Below are 17,435 nucleotides of genomic sequence, written 5' to 3'. Positions count from 1 at the left end.
GTGGATCATCATGCGGGGGTGAGCGTGGTTGCAAGCGTCCAAGCCTGGCAGCGGCCGATCGGCCCCCGTCGCAACGCTCCTTGGAGGGGCGCATTTTATGCGGCCCGCCCCGCCGAATGCCTTGGTTACAACTTGGCAAAGCCCTGATGCGGTCGTGGCGCACGGAGCGTGTCCAATCCGGGCTCCCACGACTGGACTTCTTTCTGCCGTGAACAACAACACACGATTCTTCGCGCTCGTTCTCCCGGCCGCCATCGCGGCCGCCCTGCTGGTTGCCTGCGGTTCGCCGCCGGTGAAGCCGCTGCCGGCCCCCGGGCCGGCCGTGCCGGGTTCCGCGCCGGGCCCGGTCTACGACCAGGCGGCTTCCGGTGCCGCACGCAGCTGGTCGCCGCAGATGGAGACGGTCGAGCGGCAGCTCGCCGCCGGCCTGAACGGCACGCCGATGGTGCTGGCGCGCACGACCGACGAACGCCTGTGGCTGACGCTGCCGGGCGACGTGGCCTTCGAGCCGAACCGCTCGGCGCTGAAGCCGGCGGCCACCGGGCTGCTCGACAAGGTGGCCGCGGTGCTGCGCGGCCAGCCGCAGCTGGAACTGCGCATCGTCGGCCACACCGACAGCAAGGGCTCGGCGGCCGGCAACGACGCGTTGTCGCTGGACCGGGCCGCCAGCGCCCGCGACTGGCTGGTGGCGCGCGGGCTGTCGCCGGTCAAGATCGGCGTGGCCGGGCGCGGTTCGCGCGACCCGGTGGGCAGCAACGACGACGAGGCCGGCCGCGCGGCGAACCGGCGCGTCGAGATCCTGATCGGCGAACGGGCGCTGCGCTCGGGCAGCAAGTAGCGGCCCGGCGGCGCGTCAGGCCGACTCGGCCAGCGTCGCCTCGTCGGCCGGCACGAGCCCCGCAAACAACGGATCGTGCCGCGAACGCGGCCGGTACGCGCCGACCCGCTTCGCGATCTCGGCGATGTGCGCCGGCGTCGTGCCGCAGCAACCGCCGGCGATGTTCAGGAAGCCGGCGCGCGCGAACTCCTCGACCAGGCTGCCGGTGATTTCAGGCGTCTCGTCGAAGCCGGTGTCGCTCATCGGGTTCGGCAGGCCGGCATTCGGGTAGCAGCTGATGAAGGTGTCGCCGGCCACCTTGGCCAGTTCCTCGATGTAAGGCCGCATCAGCGTCGCGCCCAGCGCGCAGTTCAGGCCGATCGCGATCGGCCGCGCATGGCGCACGCTGTGCCAGAACGCGCTGACCGTCTGCCCCGACAGGATGCGCCCCGACGCGTCGGTCACCGTGCCGGAGATGATCACCGGCAGCCGCTCGCCGGTGTCTTCCATCAGCTCGTCGAGCGCGAAGATCGCGGCCTTGGCGTTCAGCGTGTCGAAGATGGTCTCGACCAGGAACAGGTCGCAGCCGCCTTCGAGCAGGCCCGCCGCCTGTTCGTAATACGCCTCGCGCAATTCGTCGAAGCTGACGTTGCGCGCGGCCGGGTCGTTGACGTCGGGGCTGATGCTGGCGGTGCGCGGCGTCGGGCCGAGCGCGCCGGCCACGAAGCGCGGCTTGTCGGGGGTGCTGTACTTGTCGCAGGCCTCGCGCGCCAGCCGCGCGCCGACCACGTTCATCTCGCGCGCCACCGCGGCGAGGCCGTAGTCGTCCTGCGCGACGCTGGTCGCGCCGAAGGTGTTGGTCTCGATCAGGTCGGCGCCGGCCGCCAGGTACTGCTCATGGATCTCGCGGATCACGTCGGGCCGCGTGAACTGCAGCAGCTCGTTGTTGCCCTTCAGGTCCTTCGGGTGGTCGGCAAAGCGCTCGCCGCGGTAGTCGGCCTCGCCCAGCTTGTAGCGCTGGATCATCGTGCCCATCGCACCATCGAGCACCGCGATGCGTTGCGACAGGATCTGCGGCAGGGCCGCGCCACGGGTGTAGACAGGGGCGTTCATCGGGAGATTGTAGGCAACGCTCGCGGGTCGCACGCGCACCAGGGTCGCAGCGATCAGCGGATCCTCAGAGCACCGCCGACGAAATCGTGTCGCTGAACAGCGAAGCCCGGAAGTCGATCGGCGCCGGTCCCTCGTCGTTCATCGCCCACAGCGCCAGCGCCTTGGCCGACATCGGCTTCGCGAACAGGAAACCCTGCAGCTCGTTGCAGCCGAGCGAGCGCAGGATCTCCTGCTGCTGCTCGGTCTCGACGCCTTCGGCCACCACCTTCAGCCCGAGCGCCTGCGCGAGCTTGACGACCGCGTCGACGATCGCGCGTGCATCGGGGCTGCTCTCCAGGTCGAGCACAAAGCTGCGGTCGATCTTCAGCTCCTCCGACGGCAGCTTGCGCAGGTAGCTCAGGCTCGAGTAGCCGGTGCCGAAGTCGTCGATCGACAGGTGCACGCCGATCGCCGACAGCTCCTCCAGCACCTGCAGGTTGGCCCGCGTGTCGTCCATCGCGGCCGATTCGGTGATCTCGCAGGTCAGCTGCGACGGCTCGATGCGGTGCGCGCGCAGCGCCGCGTCGATGCGCTTCGGCAGGTCCGCCTGGCGCAACTGGTGGACCGACAGGTTGATCGCCACGCGCATGCGCAGCCCCTGGTCGCGCCACAGGCGGATCTGCCGGCAGGCGTCCTCGATCAGCCAGTTGCCGAGCGCATTGATCAGGCCGAAGCGCTCGGCCAGCGGAATGAAGACGGCCGGACTGACCATGCCGCGCTGCGGGTGGTGCCAGCGCATCAGCGCCTCGGCGCCGGTGATCTGGCCGCTCGGCGCATGGATCTTCGGCTGGTAGTACAGCTCCAGCTCGCCATGCTCGATCGCACGGCGCAGGTCGTGCAGCAGCTCGACCTGGTCGCGCGCCCCGGCCACCATGCGCGGCTCGAAGAAGCAGTGCGCCGCGCCGCCGGTGCGCTTGACGGAATTCATCGCGGCGGCCGCGTGCGGCACCAGCTTCGACAGCGCGCCGTCGTCGGGGTACATCGCGATGCCGATCGAGCAGCTCAGCGGCACCTCGTGCCCGTCGAAGCGGCACGGCTCGTGCAGCGCCGCCATCACGCGCGCCGCGAGCCGCCCGGCGCCTTCCCTGTCGGGCGAGCCTTCGAGCAGCACCAGGAACTCGTCGCCGCCGGCGCGCGAGACCATGTCGCGCTCACCGGCCAGCCGGGTCACGCGCTCGGCAACCTCGCGCAGCACCGAGTCGCCGCTCGCCTGGCCGAACGATTCGTTGATGGCCTTCAGGCCGTCGAGGTTGCAGAACAGCAGCGCGATCCGGTGCCCGTGGCGGTCGGCGCGCTGCACCGCACGCTGCAGCCGCTCGTCGAACATCGCACGGTTCGGCAGGCCGGTCAGCCGGTCGGTGTAGGCCGCCACCTGCAGGTCTTCGCGGGCGCGCCGCAGCATCGAACGGAAACGCGCCTCGAGGATCGAGGTCAGCAGCAGCAGCGCCAGCAGGATCGGCACGCCGACCACGGCCAGCGCGGTGACGGTGGCCAGGCTCACCTGATCGGCGGTCAGCGACAGCGTCAGCAGCGGCACCTGCGCGCTGATCACGACCGCGGCATTGCCGACGGCCATCGCGGTGCCCAGCACCACCGAGACGATCGCGCGCCAGCGGAAGCCGACCGGCGCGATGCGCCGGCGATACGCCATCAAGCCGAGCCCGCTGCCGCCGATCGCGCAGGCGGCCAGCCAGCCCGGCACCAGGATGCGCCAATCCCATTCGACATGCGGCTGCAGGCGCAGCGCGACCAGCGCGACGACCGAGGTCGCGCACAGCGCGCTGCCGACCGTCAGCCCGGCGAGCACTCCGTCACGCAGGTGCAGGCCGGCGCGGCTGCCGAGCAGGCAGGCCAGCAACGATCCGGCATAGGCCACCGCCAGCGAGCCGAACACGATCCAGCCGCTGTAGCCCATCGGGAACGGCAGCGGCCCGGAAGCCATCACGATGAAATGCAGCGCCCAGGTGCCGACGGCCAGCGCCAGCGCCGAGCCGGACAGCGCGCGCAGCGAGGTCGCGCGGTGGCTGGACGCGACGCCGCGGGCCAGGTCGAGCGCGACGTACGCGGCAAAAACGGCCATGCCGAAGGAAGCCGCCCACAGCTCGGGCCGGAACCTCCAAGGAATGAATGCCTCGTCCATCGAACTCGCCGCTCCAGGTCGTTCGGTCGTTATCGGCCGGCCCGACCCGGGCTTGAGGCGCGCGAGCGCGATCGGCGGTCAGTGCATGAAGCCGATCCCGCGGCGCTGCCTCACCTCGGGTTTCACGCGGTGCTCCGATTCAAGCTGGGACAGGAATTCGGACGGAGTGAACGCTTCCCCCAGCACGTCGATCTGGCGCCGCACCGCGGCGAAATCGCCGGGCGCGAGCAGGTCCAGCAGCGCCAGCCGGCCGCGCTGCTCGTCGTCCAGCAACGCCGCGTCGCCGCCCAGCGCCTCGGCAATGAACATGCGCTCGCGCTGCGCCGCGGTCAGCGGCAGGAACCGGATCTTGAACGTGAAGCGGCGCAGCGCCGCCTCGTCGAGCTCGTCGAACAGGTTGGTCGTGCAGATGAAGACGCCACCGAAGCGCTCCATGCCCTGCAGCATCTCGTTGACCTCGCTGACCTCGTAGTTGCGCTCGGCCCTGCGGCGGCTGCGCAGGAAGCTGTCGGCCTCGTCGAGCAGCAGCACCGCCTGCTCGGACTGCGCCTCGTCGAACATGCGCGCCATGTTCTGCTCGGTCTCGCCGACGAACTTGCTGACGATGTCGGAGGCCTGGCGGATCAGCAGCGGGCGCTGCAGCTGCTGCGCGATGTGCTCGGCCAGCGCGGTCTTGCCGGTGCCCGGCGGCCCGTGGAAGCACAGCGTGCCGTGGCCCTTGCGGCGCAGCGCCTCGATGATGCGGGCCAGCTCGAAGCGCGATTCGGTGTGGACGAGGTCGAGGTCGTACGTGGTGACGACATGGCGCGCGCCGCGGCCCGGGAGGCCGTTGCCGAGCGCCTTGTCGGCATGCCCCAGCTGGCGCTCGATCAGCGCCTCGATGGCCGGCCCGTCGGCGTCCTCGGCGGCGAGCCGTGCGAACTTCACCGCGGTGCGCACCTGGGCCGGCGTCAGCCCGCGCCGCTCGGCCAGCCGCGCGGCGAAGCCGTCGGACACCGGCACGTCGACCAGCGCACGCGTCACCAGCGCCTCGCGCGCACCGGGCGGCGGCGATTTCAGCTCGAGGTGGTACTGGAAGCGGCGGCGGAATGCCGGGTCGATCTGCTCGATGCGGTTGGTGACCCAGATCACCGGCACCGGGTTGGTCTCGAGGATCTGGTTGACCCAGGCCTTGCCGCTGACGCTGCCCGAGACGACGCCGTCGCCGGTGTCCATGCGCGCCATCAGCTGCGCGGCATCGGTGGAGATCGGCGGGAACACGTCCTCGACCTCGTCGAACAGCAGCGCAACCTGGTTGCCGCCCTTCAGGAACACCTGGCTGATCTGCAGCGAGCGGTAGCGGTCGCGGCCGGACAGCGAGTTGCCGTCGCGGTCGGCGTACTCCACCTCGTAGAGCTCCAGTCCGGCGGCCTGCGCCGCCACCTTGGCGAGCTCGGTCTTGCCGGTGCCGGGCGGGCCGTACAGCAGCACGTTGACGCCGGCCGCCTTGCGCGCGACCGCATTGCGCAGCAGCGCGGTCAGCACCCGCTGGTCGTCGCCGACGTAATGGAAGTCGCTGGCCTGCAACTCGCTGCGGGTGGCCGGCCGGGTGAACACCGCCATCAGGTCGGACGGGCCGGCGTAGTGCCGCATCAGCACCGGCGGCAGTTGCTCGCTGACCTTCATCAGGTCGGCCAGGTCGGTGATGTTGTGCTCGGAGATCAGGTTCTCGACCATGCCGATGCGCTCGAGGCGCGAGCCGGCGCGCAGCGCCTCGGCGACGTCCTGCTCGTTGACGCCGGCCACCGCGGCGATGGCCGCATAGGCCTCCTGCGCGTTCGACACCTTGAACTCGACCAGCAGCCCGCGCAGGTCGCGCTGGTAGCGCGCGAGCGTGCCGTACAGCAGCAGCGCGCGCTCGGCCGGGTTCAGCTGCAGCAGGCCGGCCAGCGCGTCGATGTTCTTCTGGACCAGCGTCGATTCCTTCTTCAGGCTGCGATCGAGCCAGTCGGCGGTGGCGCCCAGCACCGCGAGCAGGTCCTTCGGTGCGTCCTTGATGTACTCGTCGACGTAGAAGAACAGCGTGCCTTCTTCGTACGGACCGCGCCATGCGCCGTGGCGCGCCATGAAGGCCTCGTCGGCCAGCGCCTCGTGGCCGCGCCATTGCTCGTTGCCCTTGCAGCGGGTCTTCAGGAAATCGCGCAGCCGCGCGAGCACGCTGGCCGGCCACACCAGGTGCCGCCCGGTCAGCGACAGCAGGCTGTTCCAGTCGCGGCGCAGGTTGAAGCGCCCGGCGTGCCGCACCGTGAGCGTCAGCACGAACTGCGAGCACATGCGGTCGAGCACCGGCGCGTCTTTGAGGCCGGGCGACAGCAGCATGCGTGCATCGAGCTGGCGGGATGCCATGGATCCTCCTGCGGTGCGGGCGATCTTGGCGCAGCCCGCGCCGGGCGGCAAGCCCAACCGCCGGAAGAGGTGCCCGGCTTTACAAATCTGTCAGCGAATCGCCTAGTGAAGGACGAGCGGGTGTTGCATCAACGGCGAGAAACGCTCGAGGTAGTCGTCCATCTCCTCTTCGGTGGGCGAGCTTTCGATCAGCGCCTCGACACCCTGCTTGAAGCTTTCCGCCAGGGCTCCTTCGATGAAGATCTCCTTGCGGGCGAACTTGTCGACGATCTCGTAGCCGCCGCGCATCAGCGATTCTTCGCGCACCGCGCTCGCGCCCTGCGTGTTGTCGAACTGCACCACGACGAAGTTGTCCGAGTTGTAGAGCATGTGCATGGAAGGCTCCTCCTTCAAGGGCAGGTGGTGGGGCAGGGCCGGTTTTTCAAGTCGCTCCCCCCGTGCGGGTCAGGAGGCGATCTGCATCTCTTGCAGGATCAGGTCGAGCACGTCGCTCGCGCCATCGCTGCTTTGCCGGTACCGCACCGGCAGGTAGTGGCGGGCCGGATCGAGCCACACCTCGATGCGCGTGTCGTGCGGCTTGCGCGCTTCGCGCACGAAGCGCCATGCGGGCGTCGGCTGGTCCTGCAGGCTCAGCGTCTGCAGGCCCTGCCCGACGAAGTGCCAGACCTCGCCTTCGCCCTTCGCGCCGGCCACGAAGAACGACAGACGCTCGCCGGCGGCAGGCGGCGCGCTGCGGGCGTTCAGCACCGCGCCGAGCTGGATCATCCAGCTGAGGCGGTCCTGCGCGCCGGCGACCAGCGGGTATTCGGTGCTCGGGCCGGAGAACGTGATCTTGCCGGCCTCGCGCTGGAAATTGGCGGCCTGCAGCGACTTGCCGCGGCGCTCGTCGGTGAAGCGCAGCGGCGCGATGCCGGCCTTGTCGACGCGCCCCTGGCTGGCCCAGGTGAAGACCTTGAAGCCGGCGACGCTGCCTTCGAGGCGCGCCTGGTACTGGCCCTGCGCGCCCAGGTTCTGCCATTGCAGCTCGCTGCGCCCGCTGAAGCCGCTGCGGCGCAGGTCGAAGCGCAACACGGCCGACGGCGGCAGGCGGGTCGGGTAGACGGGCGCGACCTCGGCGTCGCTCGGCGCCGCCACCGGTGCAGACGCCGCCGCAGCCGCAGCAAGCAGCGTCGGCGCGTCAGATGGGGGCGGCCCGGGTTCGGTCCGCAGGGGTGACTCGCGGCGCGGTGCAGCCGGAGGCGGCACCACGACGGCGGCAACCGCTGCCGCAACCGGTACCGGTGCGACCGTGCGCACCTGCATCGCCGACACCACCAGGTCGGAGCGCCTGGGCGACGCGTCCCCCGCGACGCCCTGCCAGGCGGCGGCGTGCATCAGCAGCACGAGGGACAGGGCGGTGAGCGGGGGCAGGATTCGCAAGGCGGCAGGCGACGGGACGTCAAAGTTGGGGGGATGGAGGGCAGGTGGGGATCGTTCAGGCATCGACAATACGGCAAACCGCATACCTTTCCCGATCCTACGGACACCCGATGAAACTCGCCACCTACAAGGACGGCTCGCGCGACGGCCAGCTCGTCGTCGTCTCCCGCGACCTGAGCACCGCGCACTACGCCACCGGCATCGCCACCCGCTTGCAGCAGGTGCTGGACGACTGGAACTTCCTGTCGCCGCAGCTCGAAGACCTGTTCGTCACGCTGAACCACGGCAAGGCACGCCACGCGTTTCCGTTCGACCCGAAGCTGTGTGCCGCGCCGCTGCCGCGCGCCTACCAGTGGGCCGACGGCTCGGCCTTCATCAACCACGTCGAGCTGGTGCGCAAGGCGCGCAATGCCGAGGTGCCGGAGAGTTTCTACACCGACCCGCTGATGTACCAGGGCGGCAGCGACGACTTCATCGGCGCCTGCGACGACATCGTGGTGCCGAGCGAGAAGATGGGCATCGACTTCGAGGCCGAGGTGGCGGTGGTCACCGGCGACGTGCCGATGGGCACCACGCCGGAGCAGGCGCTGGAGGGCGTGCGGCTGCTGATGCTGGCCAACGACGTGTCGCTGCGCCAGCTGATCCCGGCCGAGCTGGCCAAGGGTTTCGGCTTCTTCCAGAGCAAGCCGGCCACCGCGTTCAGCCCGGTCGCGGTGACGCCCGACGAACTCGGCGGCGCCTGGAAGGGCGGGCGCGTGCACCTGCCGCTGCAGAGCACCTGGAACGGCAGGAAGGTCGGGCTGTGCGATGCCGGCGACGAGATGACCTTCCACTTCGGCCAGCTGATCGCCCACATCTGCAAGACGCGCAACGTGCGCGCCGGCAGCATCGTCGGCAGCGGCACCGTGAGCAACAAGGACTGGTCGCGCGGCTACAGCTGCATTGCCGAGAAGCGCGCGATCGAGACCATCGAGAGTGGCGAGCCGAAGACCGGGTTCATGCAGTTCGGCGACACGATCCGCATCGAGATGAAGGGCGCGGACGGCCAGTCGCTGTTCGGCGCGATCGACCAGCAGGTGCGCCAGGGCGGCGCTGCGCCCGACATGGCGGAGTGACGTGGGAGGCTGACGCGATGGACATCCGCTCGCTTTGGGATTTCGACGACCCGGCGGCATCCGGGGCACTGTTCCGTCGACTGCTCGCCGATGCGCAAGGCGACGATGCGTTGTCGCTGAGAACCCAGATCGCGCGTACGCACAGCCTGCGCCGGCAGTTCGCCGAAGCCCATGCCGAACTCGATGCGATGCTGCCGGCGCTGGACGCGGCGGGCGCCGAACCGCGGGTGCGCCACCTGCTGGAACGCGGCCGCACGTTTCGCTCGGCCGGCGAGCGCGAGCAGGCGCTGCCGCTGTTCGTGCAGGCGGTCGATCGGGCGCACGCCGCCGGGCTGGATGAACTGCGGGTGGACGCGATGCACATGGTCGCGCTCGTCGAACCGGACACCGACGACCAGCTGGCCTGGAACGACCGCGCACTGGCCGCCGCGCTGGCCTCGGACGAACCCAACGCCCGCGCGTGGGAAGGCTCGCTGGCCAACAACATCGGCATGAGCCTGCACGCTGCCGGCCGCTTCGACGAGGCGCTGGCGAGCTTCCGCCAGGCGCTTGCCGCGCGCGAGCGCGACGGCCGCCCGTCGCAGGTGCGGATCGCGACCTGGATGGTGGCGTGGGCGCTGCGTGCGATGAAACGCCACGACGAGGCACTGGCCTTGCAGCAGCGGCTGGCGCAGGAATGGGCGGCGGCCGGCGAGGTCGACGGCTGGGTCTACGCCGAGCTGGGCGAAAACCTCGCTGCGCTCGGTCGCGGGCCGGAGGCGGGGCCGTGGTTCGAGCGCGCGATCGACGCGCTGGCGGGCGAACTGCCCGACGCCGACACGCTCGCCCGCTGGCGGGCGGCGATCGGCTGAGCCGGTCAGTGGTCGTAGACGCTGTCCAGCGACCGGAAGCCCTTCACCTCGATCGGGTTGCCCGACGGATCGCGGAAGAACATCGTCCACTGCTCGCCCGGCTGGTTCTCGAAGCGCACGCCGGGCGGCAGCACGAACGCGGTGCCGGCGGCCTGCAAGCGCTGCGCGAGCGCTTGCCAGTCGGGCAGCTCCAGCACGACGCCGAGGTGCGGCATCGGCACCAGGTGGGCGCCGACGCGGCCGGTGTTCGTCGTCGCGAACGGTTCGCCCAGGTGCAATGAAATCTGGTGGCCGAAGAAGTCGAAGTCGACCCAGGTGTCGGTGCTGCGGCCCTCGCGGCAGCCGAGCACGCCGCCGTAGAAGCGGCGCGCGGCATCGAGGTCGGTGACGTGGAAGGCGAGGTGAAACAGGCTGCGCATGGTGTGGCGGATTCTCGCGCAGCTTGGCTACAGTCGCAGGCATGACGCCTTCCCTCCCTGCCTTCGTGCGCCGGCTGCTTGCCGCCCTCCCGTTGCTGTGGTTCGCCGCGACCGCGCCCGCGCAGGACGTCGGCACGGCCTGCGCCCAGCAGGCCGCCGCGCAGGCGGCGCGTGCGCTGAAGGCGCAGTCCGAGCCCGGCGGCGCGCGCGACCGCGGCTTCCTGTGGCGCATCAGCAAGGGCGGCCACGACTCCTGGCTGTACGGCACGATGCACGTCGCGCGGCCCGACTGGGTGATCCCCGGGCCGGCCGTCGCGGCCGCGCTGCGCGAGAGCGAACGCATCGCGCTCGAACTCGACATCACCGATGCCGACATCGCGCGCCGGCTCGGCGCCGCGCAGGCACCGGGCGGCGGCGAGCCGCTGCCCGAGGCGCTGGAGCAGCGGCTGCAGGGCCAGGCCCGCGCGGCCTGCATTCCCGATGCGATCAGCCAGTCGCTGAGCCCGGTGCTGCTGGCGCTGAACCTGGCGGTCACCGCCGGCCGCGCCGACGGGCTGGACCCGGCCTACGGCATCGATGCCTTCATCGCGCTGCTCGGGCACCAGCTGGGCAAGCAGGTGGTGTCGCTGGAGACGCCGGAGATGCAGCTCGAGATGCTGACCGGCGGCACGCCGGAAGAGCGCGTCGAGATGATCGACCGCACGCTGGCCGACCTGGAGAAGGGCCAGACGCGGCGCATGCTGAAGCGCATCGCCGACGTCTGGTCGGGCAGCAGGCTCGACGAGCTGGAACGCTACGCGAGCTGGTGCGACTGCATGAAGACCGCCGACGACCGGCGCGACATGAAGCGCATGCTCGACGAGCGCAACCCGGCGATGGCCGAGCAGGTCGCGGCCTGGCACGACAGCGGCGAACGGGTGTTCGCCGCTGTCGGCAGCCTGCACATGATCGGGCCGCAGGGCCTCCCGGCCCTGCTGAAGGCCCGCGGCTACCGCGTCGAGCGCATCGTCTTCAGACGCTGATCAGTTGATCAGCAAGGTGTACTTGCCGTTCGTGGCGCCGGTGCCGCCGCTGTAGTACAGCACGCGCACGTAGTACGTCACCGCGCTCGCGCTGCCGTTGCTCACCGAGGCCGCGTCGACCTGGCCGGTGCCCTTCTCGCTCTGCGCGAGCTGCGTGCCGCTGGCGTTGTAGATGTACAGGTCGTAGTCGGAGCTGGAGTTCGGCGTCAGCGTCGCGGCCAGCGAGCTGCCGCTGGCCACCGTCACCTTGAAGTAGTCGGTGTCGGAACTGCTGCCGATGGTGCCCGACACCAGCGAGTTCTTGTTCACCGCCTGCGCCGTCGCGAGCGTGTTGTTCGACTCGGTGTCCGTCACCGGCGTCGGTGGCGTCGTCGTGCCGCCGCCCGCTGCATCGACCGCCGCATTGGCATCCACCAGGCCCGCGCCGCACTGCGAGCAGGTCGCAGGGAATGCGCGCGACGACGACTTCAGCAGCGTCTCCACCTGGTCCGGCGTCAGCGACGGGTTCTTCGACAGCATCAGCGCCACCACGCCCACCACGTGGGGCGTCGCCATCGACGTGCCCTGGTAGTAGTCGTAGCTGTCCGAGCCCGGCGTCGTCGCGCCGGAGTTCAGCGTCGACAGGATGCCGTTCGCCGCGCTCGTGCGCACGTCGCCGCCCGGGGCCGCGACGTCGACGATGGCGCCGTAGTTCGAGTAGTACGCGCGCCCGCCGCTGCGGTTCGTGGCCGCCACGGTGATGACGCCGCTGCAGCTCGCCGGCGAGAAGCCGGAGGCGTTGGCATTGCTGTTGCCGGCCGCCACCACCACCACCGTCCCGCGGCCGCGGGCCGAGGTGATGGCGTTCTGCGACGTGGTGTCGCAGGCGCCGCTGCCACCGAGCGACATGTTGATCACGCGCGCCGGGTTGGCATTCGCCGGCACGCCGCTGACCGTGCCGCCCGAGGCCCAGATGATGGCCGCCGCGATGTCGGAGGTGTAGCCGCCGCACTTGCCGAGCACGCGCGCCGGCACGACCTTGGCGTTGAACGCCACGCCCGCCACGCCGCTGCCGTTGTTGGTGACCGCCGCGATGGTGCCGGCCACGTGGGTGCCGTGCCAGCTGCTCGATTCGGCCGGGATGCCGCTGCCGCATTCGCCGGCGGTGATCCAGTCGCCGGGATCCTTCGCATCGCTGTCGCGCCCGCCGCCGTCGTTCGCGGTGGCGGTGTCGGCGATGAAGTCGTAGCCGGGCAGGATGTTGGCCGCGAGGTCGGCATGCGGCCGGTAGCCGGTGTCGATCACCGAGACGACGACGCCGGTGCCGGTCGACTTGTCCCACGCCGCCGGCAGCCTCAGCCCGGCGGTGGCCTCGAAATACTGCCATTGCTGGCCGTATTGCGTGTCGTTGGGCACGAACAGCGCATGCAGGATGCGGTCGGGCTCGGCGTACTCGACGTTCGGGTCCGAAGCCGCGATGTCACGTGCGATCTGCGCGACGTCGGCCTGCGGCAGCCGGCGGTCGAACTTCATCACGTGGGTGTCGAGCGCGCCGACGCGCAGCAGCTGCATCTGCACGCCGGCGCGCAGCGCGACATCCTGCGCGCTGCGGTGCAGCACGGCACGTTCGGTGGTGGAGGCGGTGGACGCGGCGCCGGCTGCGCCGCTGCGGTACTTGATGATCAGCCGGTCGGTCGGGGTCGGTACGTCGGCCTGGGGTACTGCGGTGATGCTCTGGGCCGCCGCTGCTGCCGACAGGACGCCGGCATGGGCCGAGAGCGCGGTGGCGCCCGTCAGGACCAGCAGGGCTGACAACACCCCGCGCAGAGAGATTCGATGCATGGATCGCTGTGTCATGTTTCATTCCCTTGTGAGGTTGGAAGCAAAAGCGCCGACAGTCAGCGGCGCATCCCCAGGGTCGGCGAGAAGCCGCGGCACGTCAACGCAGATTGCCCTCGACCTGCAAGAGTTGTCAGGTCGGGCCTGTTAGGGGGTTGCGCGCCGCTGCGGCCCATGATTGAACGGGGCCGGGAGGCGTGCACAATCGGCTGTTGAAAAGACAGCAGACGCTGACAAGGAGACACCATGGCCGAGGCCCCGAACTTCACGAAGCTGGTGCCCGGGTTCGACTTCCTGCAGGGGCTCGTGAAGAACGCCGGCGCGGCGCTTCCGAACATCGGCCAGTGGGTCGCACCGACACTGAACCCCGAGGAGCTGGAGAAGCGCATCGAGGAGCTGCGCACCGTGCAGTTCTGGCTCGAGCAGAACGCCCGCATGCTGGGCGCAACCATCCAGGCGCTCGAGGTGCAGCGCATGACGCTGTCGACGCTGAAGACGATGAACGTGCAGATGGAAGACCTGCGCGATTCGCTGACCGCGCGGCCTGCCGCTGCGGCAGCGGCGCCCCCGGCGCAGGACGCACCCGCCCCCGCGTCGACGCGCAAGCCGGCGGCCAGGGCCGGCGCCAAATCCGCCGCTGCCAGTGCGAATGCGGCCGCCGTCGACCCGATGCAATGGTGGGGCGCGCTGACCAAGCAGTTCACCGAACTCGCCGCCACCGCGATGAAGGACAGCGCGTCGGATGCGGCGCGCAACCTGGCCGGCGCGCTGGTCAAGCAATCGGTCGATGCCGCGGGGCAGACGCTGAAGCGCGCGGCGACGATGCCGGGCCAGGTGGCGGTCAAGACCGCGAAGGCCGCCGCCGGCGTGGCCGCCAAGACGGTCGCGAAATCAGCCGCCAGGACAGCCGCTGCCCGCAAGCGCGCCGCGCCGCGGCCATGAGGAGCGTGCCGCGATGAAGCTGTTCGCCCACGCCCACGCGACGCACCCCGACTGGCGCATGGCGCTCGCGCTGTCGGCGGCGCAGATCGATGCGCAGCGCGCCGACCCCGGCGGCGCGCACATCAGCGAGCCGACGCTCGGCTGGGTCTACCTGACCGACCACTACGCGCCGCATGCGGCCGAGCTGCTGGCCGAGTTGCGCCAGCGCTGGCCGGGCGTGGCCTGGGTCGGTTCGGTCGGCGTCGGCATCGCGGCCAACGGCGTCGAGTACTTCGACGAACCGGCGCTCGCGCTGATGCTGTCGGACCTGCCGCGCGAGCAGTTCCGCGTGTTCTCGGGTGCCGCGCCATTGAGCGTCGGCGCCGCCGGCTTCGCGGCCAGCGCCGCGCTCGTGCATGCCGACCCGGCCGCCACCGACCTGGCCGAGCTGATCGCCGAGATGAGCGACCGCACCGCCACCGGCTACCTGTTCGGTGGCCTCGCGTCGGCCCGCACGCAGGCGCTGCACATCGCCGACGGCGTGTTCGACGGCGGCCTCTCCGGCGTCGCGTTCAGCCGCGAGGTGGCGCTGGTCTCGCGCGTGACGCAGGGCTGCCAGCCGGTCGGCCCGGCGCGCCGCATCACGCAGGGCGAGCGCAACGTGGTCGCGCGGCTCGACGACGAGCCGGCGCTCGACTGCCTGCTGCGCGACCTGGGGATCGACGGCGACGAGCCGCGCGAGGCGCTGCCGCGGCTGCGCCAGACGCTGGTCGGCCTGAGCGACCCGCGCGACGACCTGATGGCGCGGCCTGGCCAGTTCGGCACTGACACGCGGGTGCGCCACCTGGTCGGCATCGACCCGCAGCAGCGCGGCGTCGCGGTCAGCGACCAGGTCGAGCCGGGCATGCACCTGGCGTTCTGCACCCGCAGCACCGAGGCGGCACGGCGCGACCTGGTGCGCATCTGCAGCGAGATCCGCGAGGAACTCGAGCCCGAGACGATGCCGCGCGAGACCGCGCTCGCGCTGCAGCAGGGCGCCGACGGCAGCTCGACGCCGCACGCCGCGCGCCGCATGGCCGGTGCGGTCTACGTGAGCTGCGCCGGCCGCGGCGGCCCGCATTTCGGCGCGCCGTCGGCCGAGCTGGCGATCGTGCGGCGCGCGCTCGGCGACGTGCCGCTGGTCGGCTTCTTCGCGGCCGGCGAGATCGCCCGCCACCACCTCTACGGCTACACCGGCGTGCTGACCGTCTTCACGACCTCGGCATGAGCCTCGGTGCGTCTGCCAGGTTGCGCGGCGAGCGCGTCCTGCTGCGGCCGTGGCGAGACGACGACCTCGCGCCGTTCGCCGCGATGAACGCCGATCCCGAGGTGATGCGGCATTTCGTGGCCCCGCTGACGCGCGAGCAGAGCGATGCCTTCGCTCAGCGCGCGCGCCTGCAGGTCGAGCAGGCCGGATTCGGGCTGTGGGCGCTGGAACTGCCCCAGCTGCGTTTTGCCGGCTTCGTCGGCCTGAGCGCCGTGCCGTTCGTGCTGCCGGTGCCGGACCTGGCACCCGATCCTCACGAGATCGGCTGGCGGCTCGCGCGCGCGGCCTGGGGCCAGGGCTACGCCAGCGAGGCCGCAAGGCTGGCGTTGCGCCATGCGTGGGACGTGCTGCGACGGCCGCAGATCGTCTCGTTCACCGCGCGGGGCAACCAGGCGTCGCAAGCGGTGATGCGGCGCATCGGCCTGGCGCGGCGTGCGGAGTTCGACCACCCGCGCATCGCCGAAGGCCACCCGCTTCGCCCCCACGTCCTGTACGCGATCGAGGCGCCCGGTGCACGCGCTACAGTCGTGGGCTCTTGAACAGGTCGCCGCCGGAACCCTGCCGTTGTGAATGCTCCCGAGAGAATCGACGCGCCCAGCGCTGACGAACGCGCGCAGCGCCGCGCGCAGGTCGTCGCCGAACTCGCACCGCTGCTGCCGCCGCATGCGCTGCTGTCGCGCAGCGAAGACACCGTGCCCTACGAATGCGATGGCCTCACCGCCTACCGCCAGCAGCCGCTGGTGGTGGTGCTGCCGGAAACCGAAGACCAGGTGGCCGCCGTGCTGCGCGCCTGCGACCGGCTCGGCGTTCCGGTGGTCGCGCGCGGCGCCGGCACCGGGCTGAGCGGCGGCGCGCTGCCGCATGCGCTGGGCGTTACGCTCAGCCTGGCCAAGTTCAACCGCATCCTGAAGGTCGACGTGCTGGCCCGCACCGCCACCGTGCAGTGCGGCGTGCGCAACCTCGCGATCAGCGAGGCCGCGGCCCCGTTCGGCCTGTACTACGCGCCCGACCCGAGCAGCCAGATCGCCTGCAGCATCGGCGGCAACGTGGCCGAGAACTCCGGCGGCGTGCACTGCCTGAAGTACGGGCTGACGATCCACAACGTGCTGCGCGTGCGCGGCTTCACCGCGCAGGGCGAGGCGGTGGAGTTCGGCTCCGAGGCGCTCGACGCCGCCGGGCTCGACCTGATGGCGGTGCTGGTGGGCAGCGAAGGCATGCTCGCGGTCGTCACCGAGGTCACCGTGAAGCTGGTGCCGAAGCCGCTGCTCGCGCGCTGCATCATGGCGAGCTTCGACGACATCCGGCAGGCCGGCGACGCGGTCGCCAACGTGATCGCCGCCGGCATCATCCCGGCCGGGCTCGAGATGATGGACAAGCCGATGACGGCCGCCGTCGAGGATTTCGTGCACGCCGGCTACGACCTGAACGCGCAGGCCATCCTGCTGTGCGAGAGCGACGGCACGCCGGAAGAGGTGGCCGAGGAGATCGGCCGCATGCTGGACGTGCTGGCCGGCAGCGGCGCGTCGCGCATGGAGGTCAGCAAGGACGAGGCGCAGCGGCTGCGCTTCTGGAGCGGCCGCAAGAACGCCTTCCCGGCGAGCGGGCGCATCAGCCCCGACTACATGTGCATGGACTCGACGATCCCGCGCAAGCGGCTGGCCGACATCCTGCTGGCGATCGGCGAGATGGAGAAGAAGTACGGGCTGCGCTGCGCCAACGTGTTCCATGCCGGCGACGGCAACCTGCACCCGCTGATCCTGTTCGATGCGAACGACCCCGACCAGCTGCACCGCTGCGAGCTGTTCGGCGCCGACATCCTGGAGACCAGCGTCGCGATGGGCGGCTCGGTGACCGGCGAGCACGGCGTCGGCGTCGAGAAGCTGTCGTCGATGTGCGTGCAGTTCTCCGACGCCGAGCGCGAGCAGATGCTGGCCGTCAAGCACGCCTTCGACCCGGCCGGGCTGCTGAATCCCGGCAAGGTGATTCCAACGCTGGTGCGCTGCGCGGAGTACGGCCGCATGCACGTGAAGCGCGGCCTGCTGCCGTTCGCCGACATTCCGAGGTTCTGAG

General features: G+C 70.8%; 15 protein-coding genes and 1 riboswitch. Of the genes, 8 read left to right on the top strand and 7 right to left on the bottom strand.

The features are described from left to right. Positions 1-13 precede the first annotated feature (13 nt). Positions 14-88, bottom strand: a riboswitch (S-adenosyl-L-homocysteine riboswitch). A 120-nt stretch (positions 89-208) separates the two neighbouring features. After that, the gene (locus tag ASC98_RS01205; RefSeq protein WP_056803281.1) at positions 209-838 is read left to right on the top strand and encodes an OmpA family protein; all 630 of its coding nucleotides are present in this window, start codon (positions 209-211) and stop codon (positions 836-838) included. A 15-nt stretch (positions 839-853) separates the two neighbouring features. Here the strand turns inward: ASC98_RS01205 and ASC98_RS01200 are convergent, their stop codons facing one another. The 5 genes from ASC98_RS01200 to ASC98_RS01180 all read right to left on the bottom strand — a co-directional run bounded on the left by ASC98_RS01200 (position 854) and on the right by ASC98_RS01180 (position 7,913). After that, positions 854-1,930, bottom strand: coding sequence for a homocysteine S-methyltransferase family protein (locus ASC98_RS01200; RefSeq protein ID WP_056803278.1), 1,077 nt, complete (start codon positions 1,928-1,930; stop codon positions 854-856). Between the two features lie 64 nt (positions 1,931-1,994). After that, entirely contained in the window at positions 1,995-4,049 is a 2,055-nt protein-coding gene (locus tag ASC98_RS01195) for a bifunctional diguanylate cyclase/phosphodiesterase (protein ID WP_056803276.1), read from the bottom strand. Between the two features lie 138 nt (positions 4,050-4,187). Next, on the bottom strand, positions 4,188-6,494 hold the full coding sequence (locus tag ASC98_RS01190; protein ID WP_157597838.1) for an ATP-binding protein: 2,307 nt from the start codon (positions 6,492-6,494) through the stop codon (positions 4,188-4,190). Between the two features lie 102 nt (positions 6,495-6,596). Beyond that, the gene (locus ASC98_RS01185; RefSeq protein WP_056803273.1) at positions 6,597-6,869 is read right to left on the bottom strand and encodes a DUF3567 domain-containing protein; all 273 of its coding nucleotides are present in this window, start codon (positions 6,867-6,869) and stop codon (positions 6,597-6,599) included. A 69-nt stretch (positions 6,870-6,938) separates the two neighbouring features. After that, on the bottom strand, positions 6,939-7,913 hold the full coding sequence (locus tag ASC98_RS01180) for a DUF3108 domain-containing protein (protein ID WP_162249256.1): 975 nt from the start codon (positions 7,911-7,913) through the stop codon (positions 6,939-6,941). Positions 7,914-8,023: 110 nt separating this feature from the next. Here ASC98_RS01180 and ASC98_RS01175 point away from each other — a divergent pair, with 110 nt between their 5' ends. Next, a complete protein-coding gene (locus tag ASC98_RS01175; RefSeq protein ID WP_056803269.1) occupies positions 8,024-9,028 on the top strand; it encodes a fumarylacetoacetate hydrolase family protein in 1,005 nt (334 codons plus the stop codon). Positions 9,029-9,045: 17 nt separating this feature from the next. After that, positions 9,046-9,879, top strand: coding sequence for a tetratricopeptide repeat protein (locus ASC98_RS01170; RefSeq protein WP_056819539.1), 834 nt, complete (start codon positions 9,046-9,048; stop codon positions 9,877-9,879). 5 nt (positions 9,880-9,884) lie between these two features. On the opposite strand, the gene ASC98_RS01165 is transcribed toward ASC98_RS01170, so the two are convergent. After that, complete coding sequence (locus ASC98_RS01165; RefSeq protein ID WP_056803264.1) at positions 9,885-10,298, bottom strand: VOC family protein; 414 nt, start codon at positions 10,296-10,298, stop codon at positions 9,885-9,887. Positions 10,299-10,339: 41 nt separating this feature from the next. On the opposite strand from ASC98_RS01165, the gene ASC98_RS01160 reads away from it, so the two are divergent. After that, the gene (locus tag ASC98_RS01160; protein WP_157597837.1) at positions 10,340-11,320 is read left to right on the top strand and encodes a TraB/GumN family protein; all 981 of its coding nucleotides are present in this window, start codon (positions 10,340-10,342) and stop codon (positions 11,318-11,320) included. On the opposite strand, the gene ASC98_RS01155 is transcribed toward ASC98_RS01160, so the two are convergent. After that, a complete protein-coding gene (locus tag ASC98_RS01155; protein WP_157597836.1) occupies positions 11,321-13,141 on the bottom strand; it encodes a S8 family peptidase in 1,821 nt (606 codons plus the stop codon). It lies immediately after the preceding gene. Positions 13,142-13,384: 243 nt separating this feature from the next. Between ASC98_RS01155 and ASC98_RS01150 the strand changes: the two genes are divergently transcribed. Genes ASC98_RS01150 through ASC98_RS01135 form a run of 4 tightly spaced genes read left to right on the top strand, consistent with a single transcriptional unit; the run spans position 13,385 to position 17,434 of the window. Further along, positions 13,385-14,080: a PhaM family polyhydroxyalkanoate granule multifunctional regulatory protein gene (locus ASC98_RS01150; RefSeq protein ID WP_056803256.1), complete on the top strand. Its 696-nt coding sequence runs from the start codon at positions 13,385-13,387 to the stop codon at positions 14,078-14,080. A 13-nt stretch (positions 14,081-14,093) separates the two neighbouring features. Beyond that, positions 14,094-15,326: an FIST N-terminal domain-containing protein gene (locus ASC98_RS01145; protein WP_056803253.1), complete on the top strand. Its 1,233-nt coding sequence runs from the start codon at positions 14,094-14,096 to the stop codon at positions 15,324-15,326. Further along, the gene (locus tag ASC98_RS01140; RefSeq protein ID WP_056803250.1) at positions 15,323-15,904 is read left to right on the top strand and encodes a GNAT family N-acetyltransferase; all 582 of its coding nucleotides are present in this window, start codon (positions 15,323-15,325) and stop codon (positions 15,902-15,904) included. Before ASC98_RS01145 ends, ASC98_RS01140 begins: the two co-directional genes overlap by 4 nt. A 27-nt stretch (positions 15,905-15,931) precedes the next feature. Then, positions 15,932-17,434 carry an FAD-linked oxidase C-terminal domain-containing protein gene (locus ASC98_RS01135; protein WP_056803248.1) on the top strand — a complete coding sequence of 501 codons (1,503 nt, stop codon included), beginning with the start codon at positions 15,932-15,934 and terminating at the stop codon, positions 17,432-17,434. The last annotated feature ends 1 nt before the right edge of the window (position 17,435 follow it).

Source organism: Rhizobacter sp. Root1238, assembly GCF_001425825.1.
Lineage (GTDB): Bacteria > Pseudomonadota > Gammaproteobacteria > Burkholderiales > Burkholderiaceae_C > Rhizobacter.
Note: the sequence above shows the minus strand (reverse complement) of the source record. Positions and strands in the feature narration are given on the sequence as shown.

Excerpts from the sequence above, each read along its gene's own strand:
- ASC98_RS01160 (WP_157597837.1), top strand. The coding sequence starts at position 10,340 with ATGACGCCTTCCCTCCCTGCCTTCGTGCGCCGGCTGCTTGCCGCCCTC.
- ASC98_RS01155 (WP_157597836.1), bottom strand. The coding sequence starts at position 13,141 with ATGCATCGAATCTCTCTGCGCGGGGTGTTGTCAGCCCTGCTGGTCCTG.
- ASC98_RS01175 (WP_056803269.1), top strand. The coding sequence starts at position 8,024 with ATGAAACTCGCCACCTACAAGGACGGCTCGCGCGACGGCCAGCTCGTC.
- ASC98_RS01150 (WP_056803256.1), top strand. The coding sequence starts at position 13,385 with ATGGCCGAGGCCCCGAACTTCACGAAGCTGGTGCCCGGGTTCGACTTC.
- ASC98_RS01145 (WP_056803253.1), top strand. The coding sequence starts at position 14,094 with ATGAAGCTGTTCGCCCACGCCCACGCGACGCACCCCGACTGGCGCATG.
- ASC98_RS01165 (WP_056803264.1), bottom strand. The coding sequence starts at position 10,298 with ATGCGCAGCCTGTTTCACCTCGCCTTCCACGTCACCGACCTCGATGCC.
- ASC98_RS01140 (WP_056803250.1), top strand. The coding sequence starts at position 15,323 with ATGAGCCTCGGTGCGTCTGCCAGGTTGCGCGGCGAGCGCGTCCTGCTG.
- ASC98_RS01185 (WP_056803273.1), bottom strand. The coding sequence starts at position 6,869 with ATGCACATGCTCTACAACTCGGACAACTTCGTCGTGGTGCAGTTCGAC.
- ASC98_RS01195 (WP_056803276.1), bottom strand. The coding sequence starts at position 4,049 with ATGGCCGTTTTTGCCGCGTACGTCGCGCTCGACCTGGCCCGCGGCGTC.
- ASC98_RS01190 (WP_157597838.1), bottom strand. The coding sequence starts at position 6,494 with ATGGCATCCCGCCAGCTCGATGCACGCATGCTGCTGTCGCCCGGCCTC.
- ASC98_RS01200 (WP_056803278.1), bottom strand. The coding sequence starts at position 1,930 with ATGAACGCCCCTGTCTACACCCGTGGCGCGGCCCTGCCGCAGATCCTG.
- ASC98_RS01170 (WP_056819539.1), top strand. The coding sequence starts at position 9,046 with ATGGACATCCGCTCGCTTTGGGATTTCGACGACCCGGCGGCATCCGGG.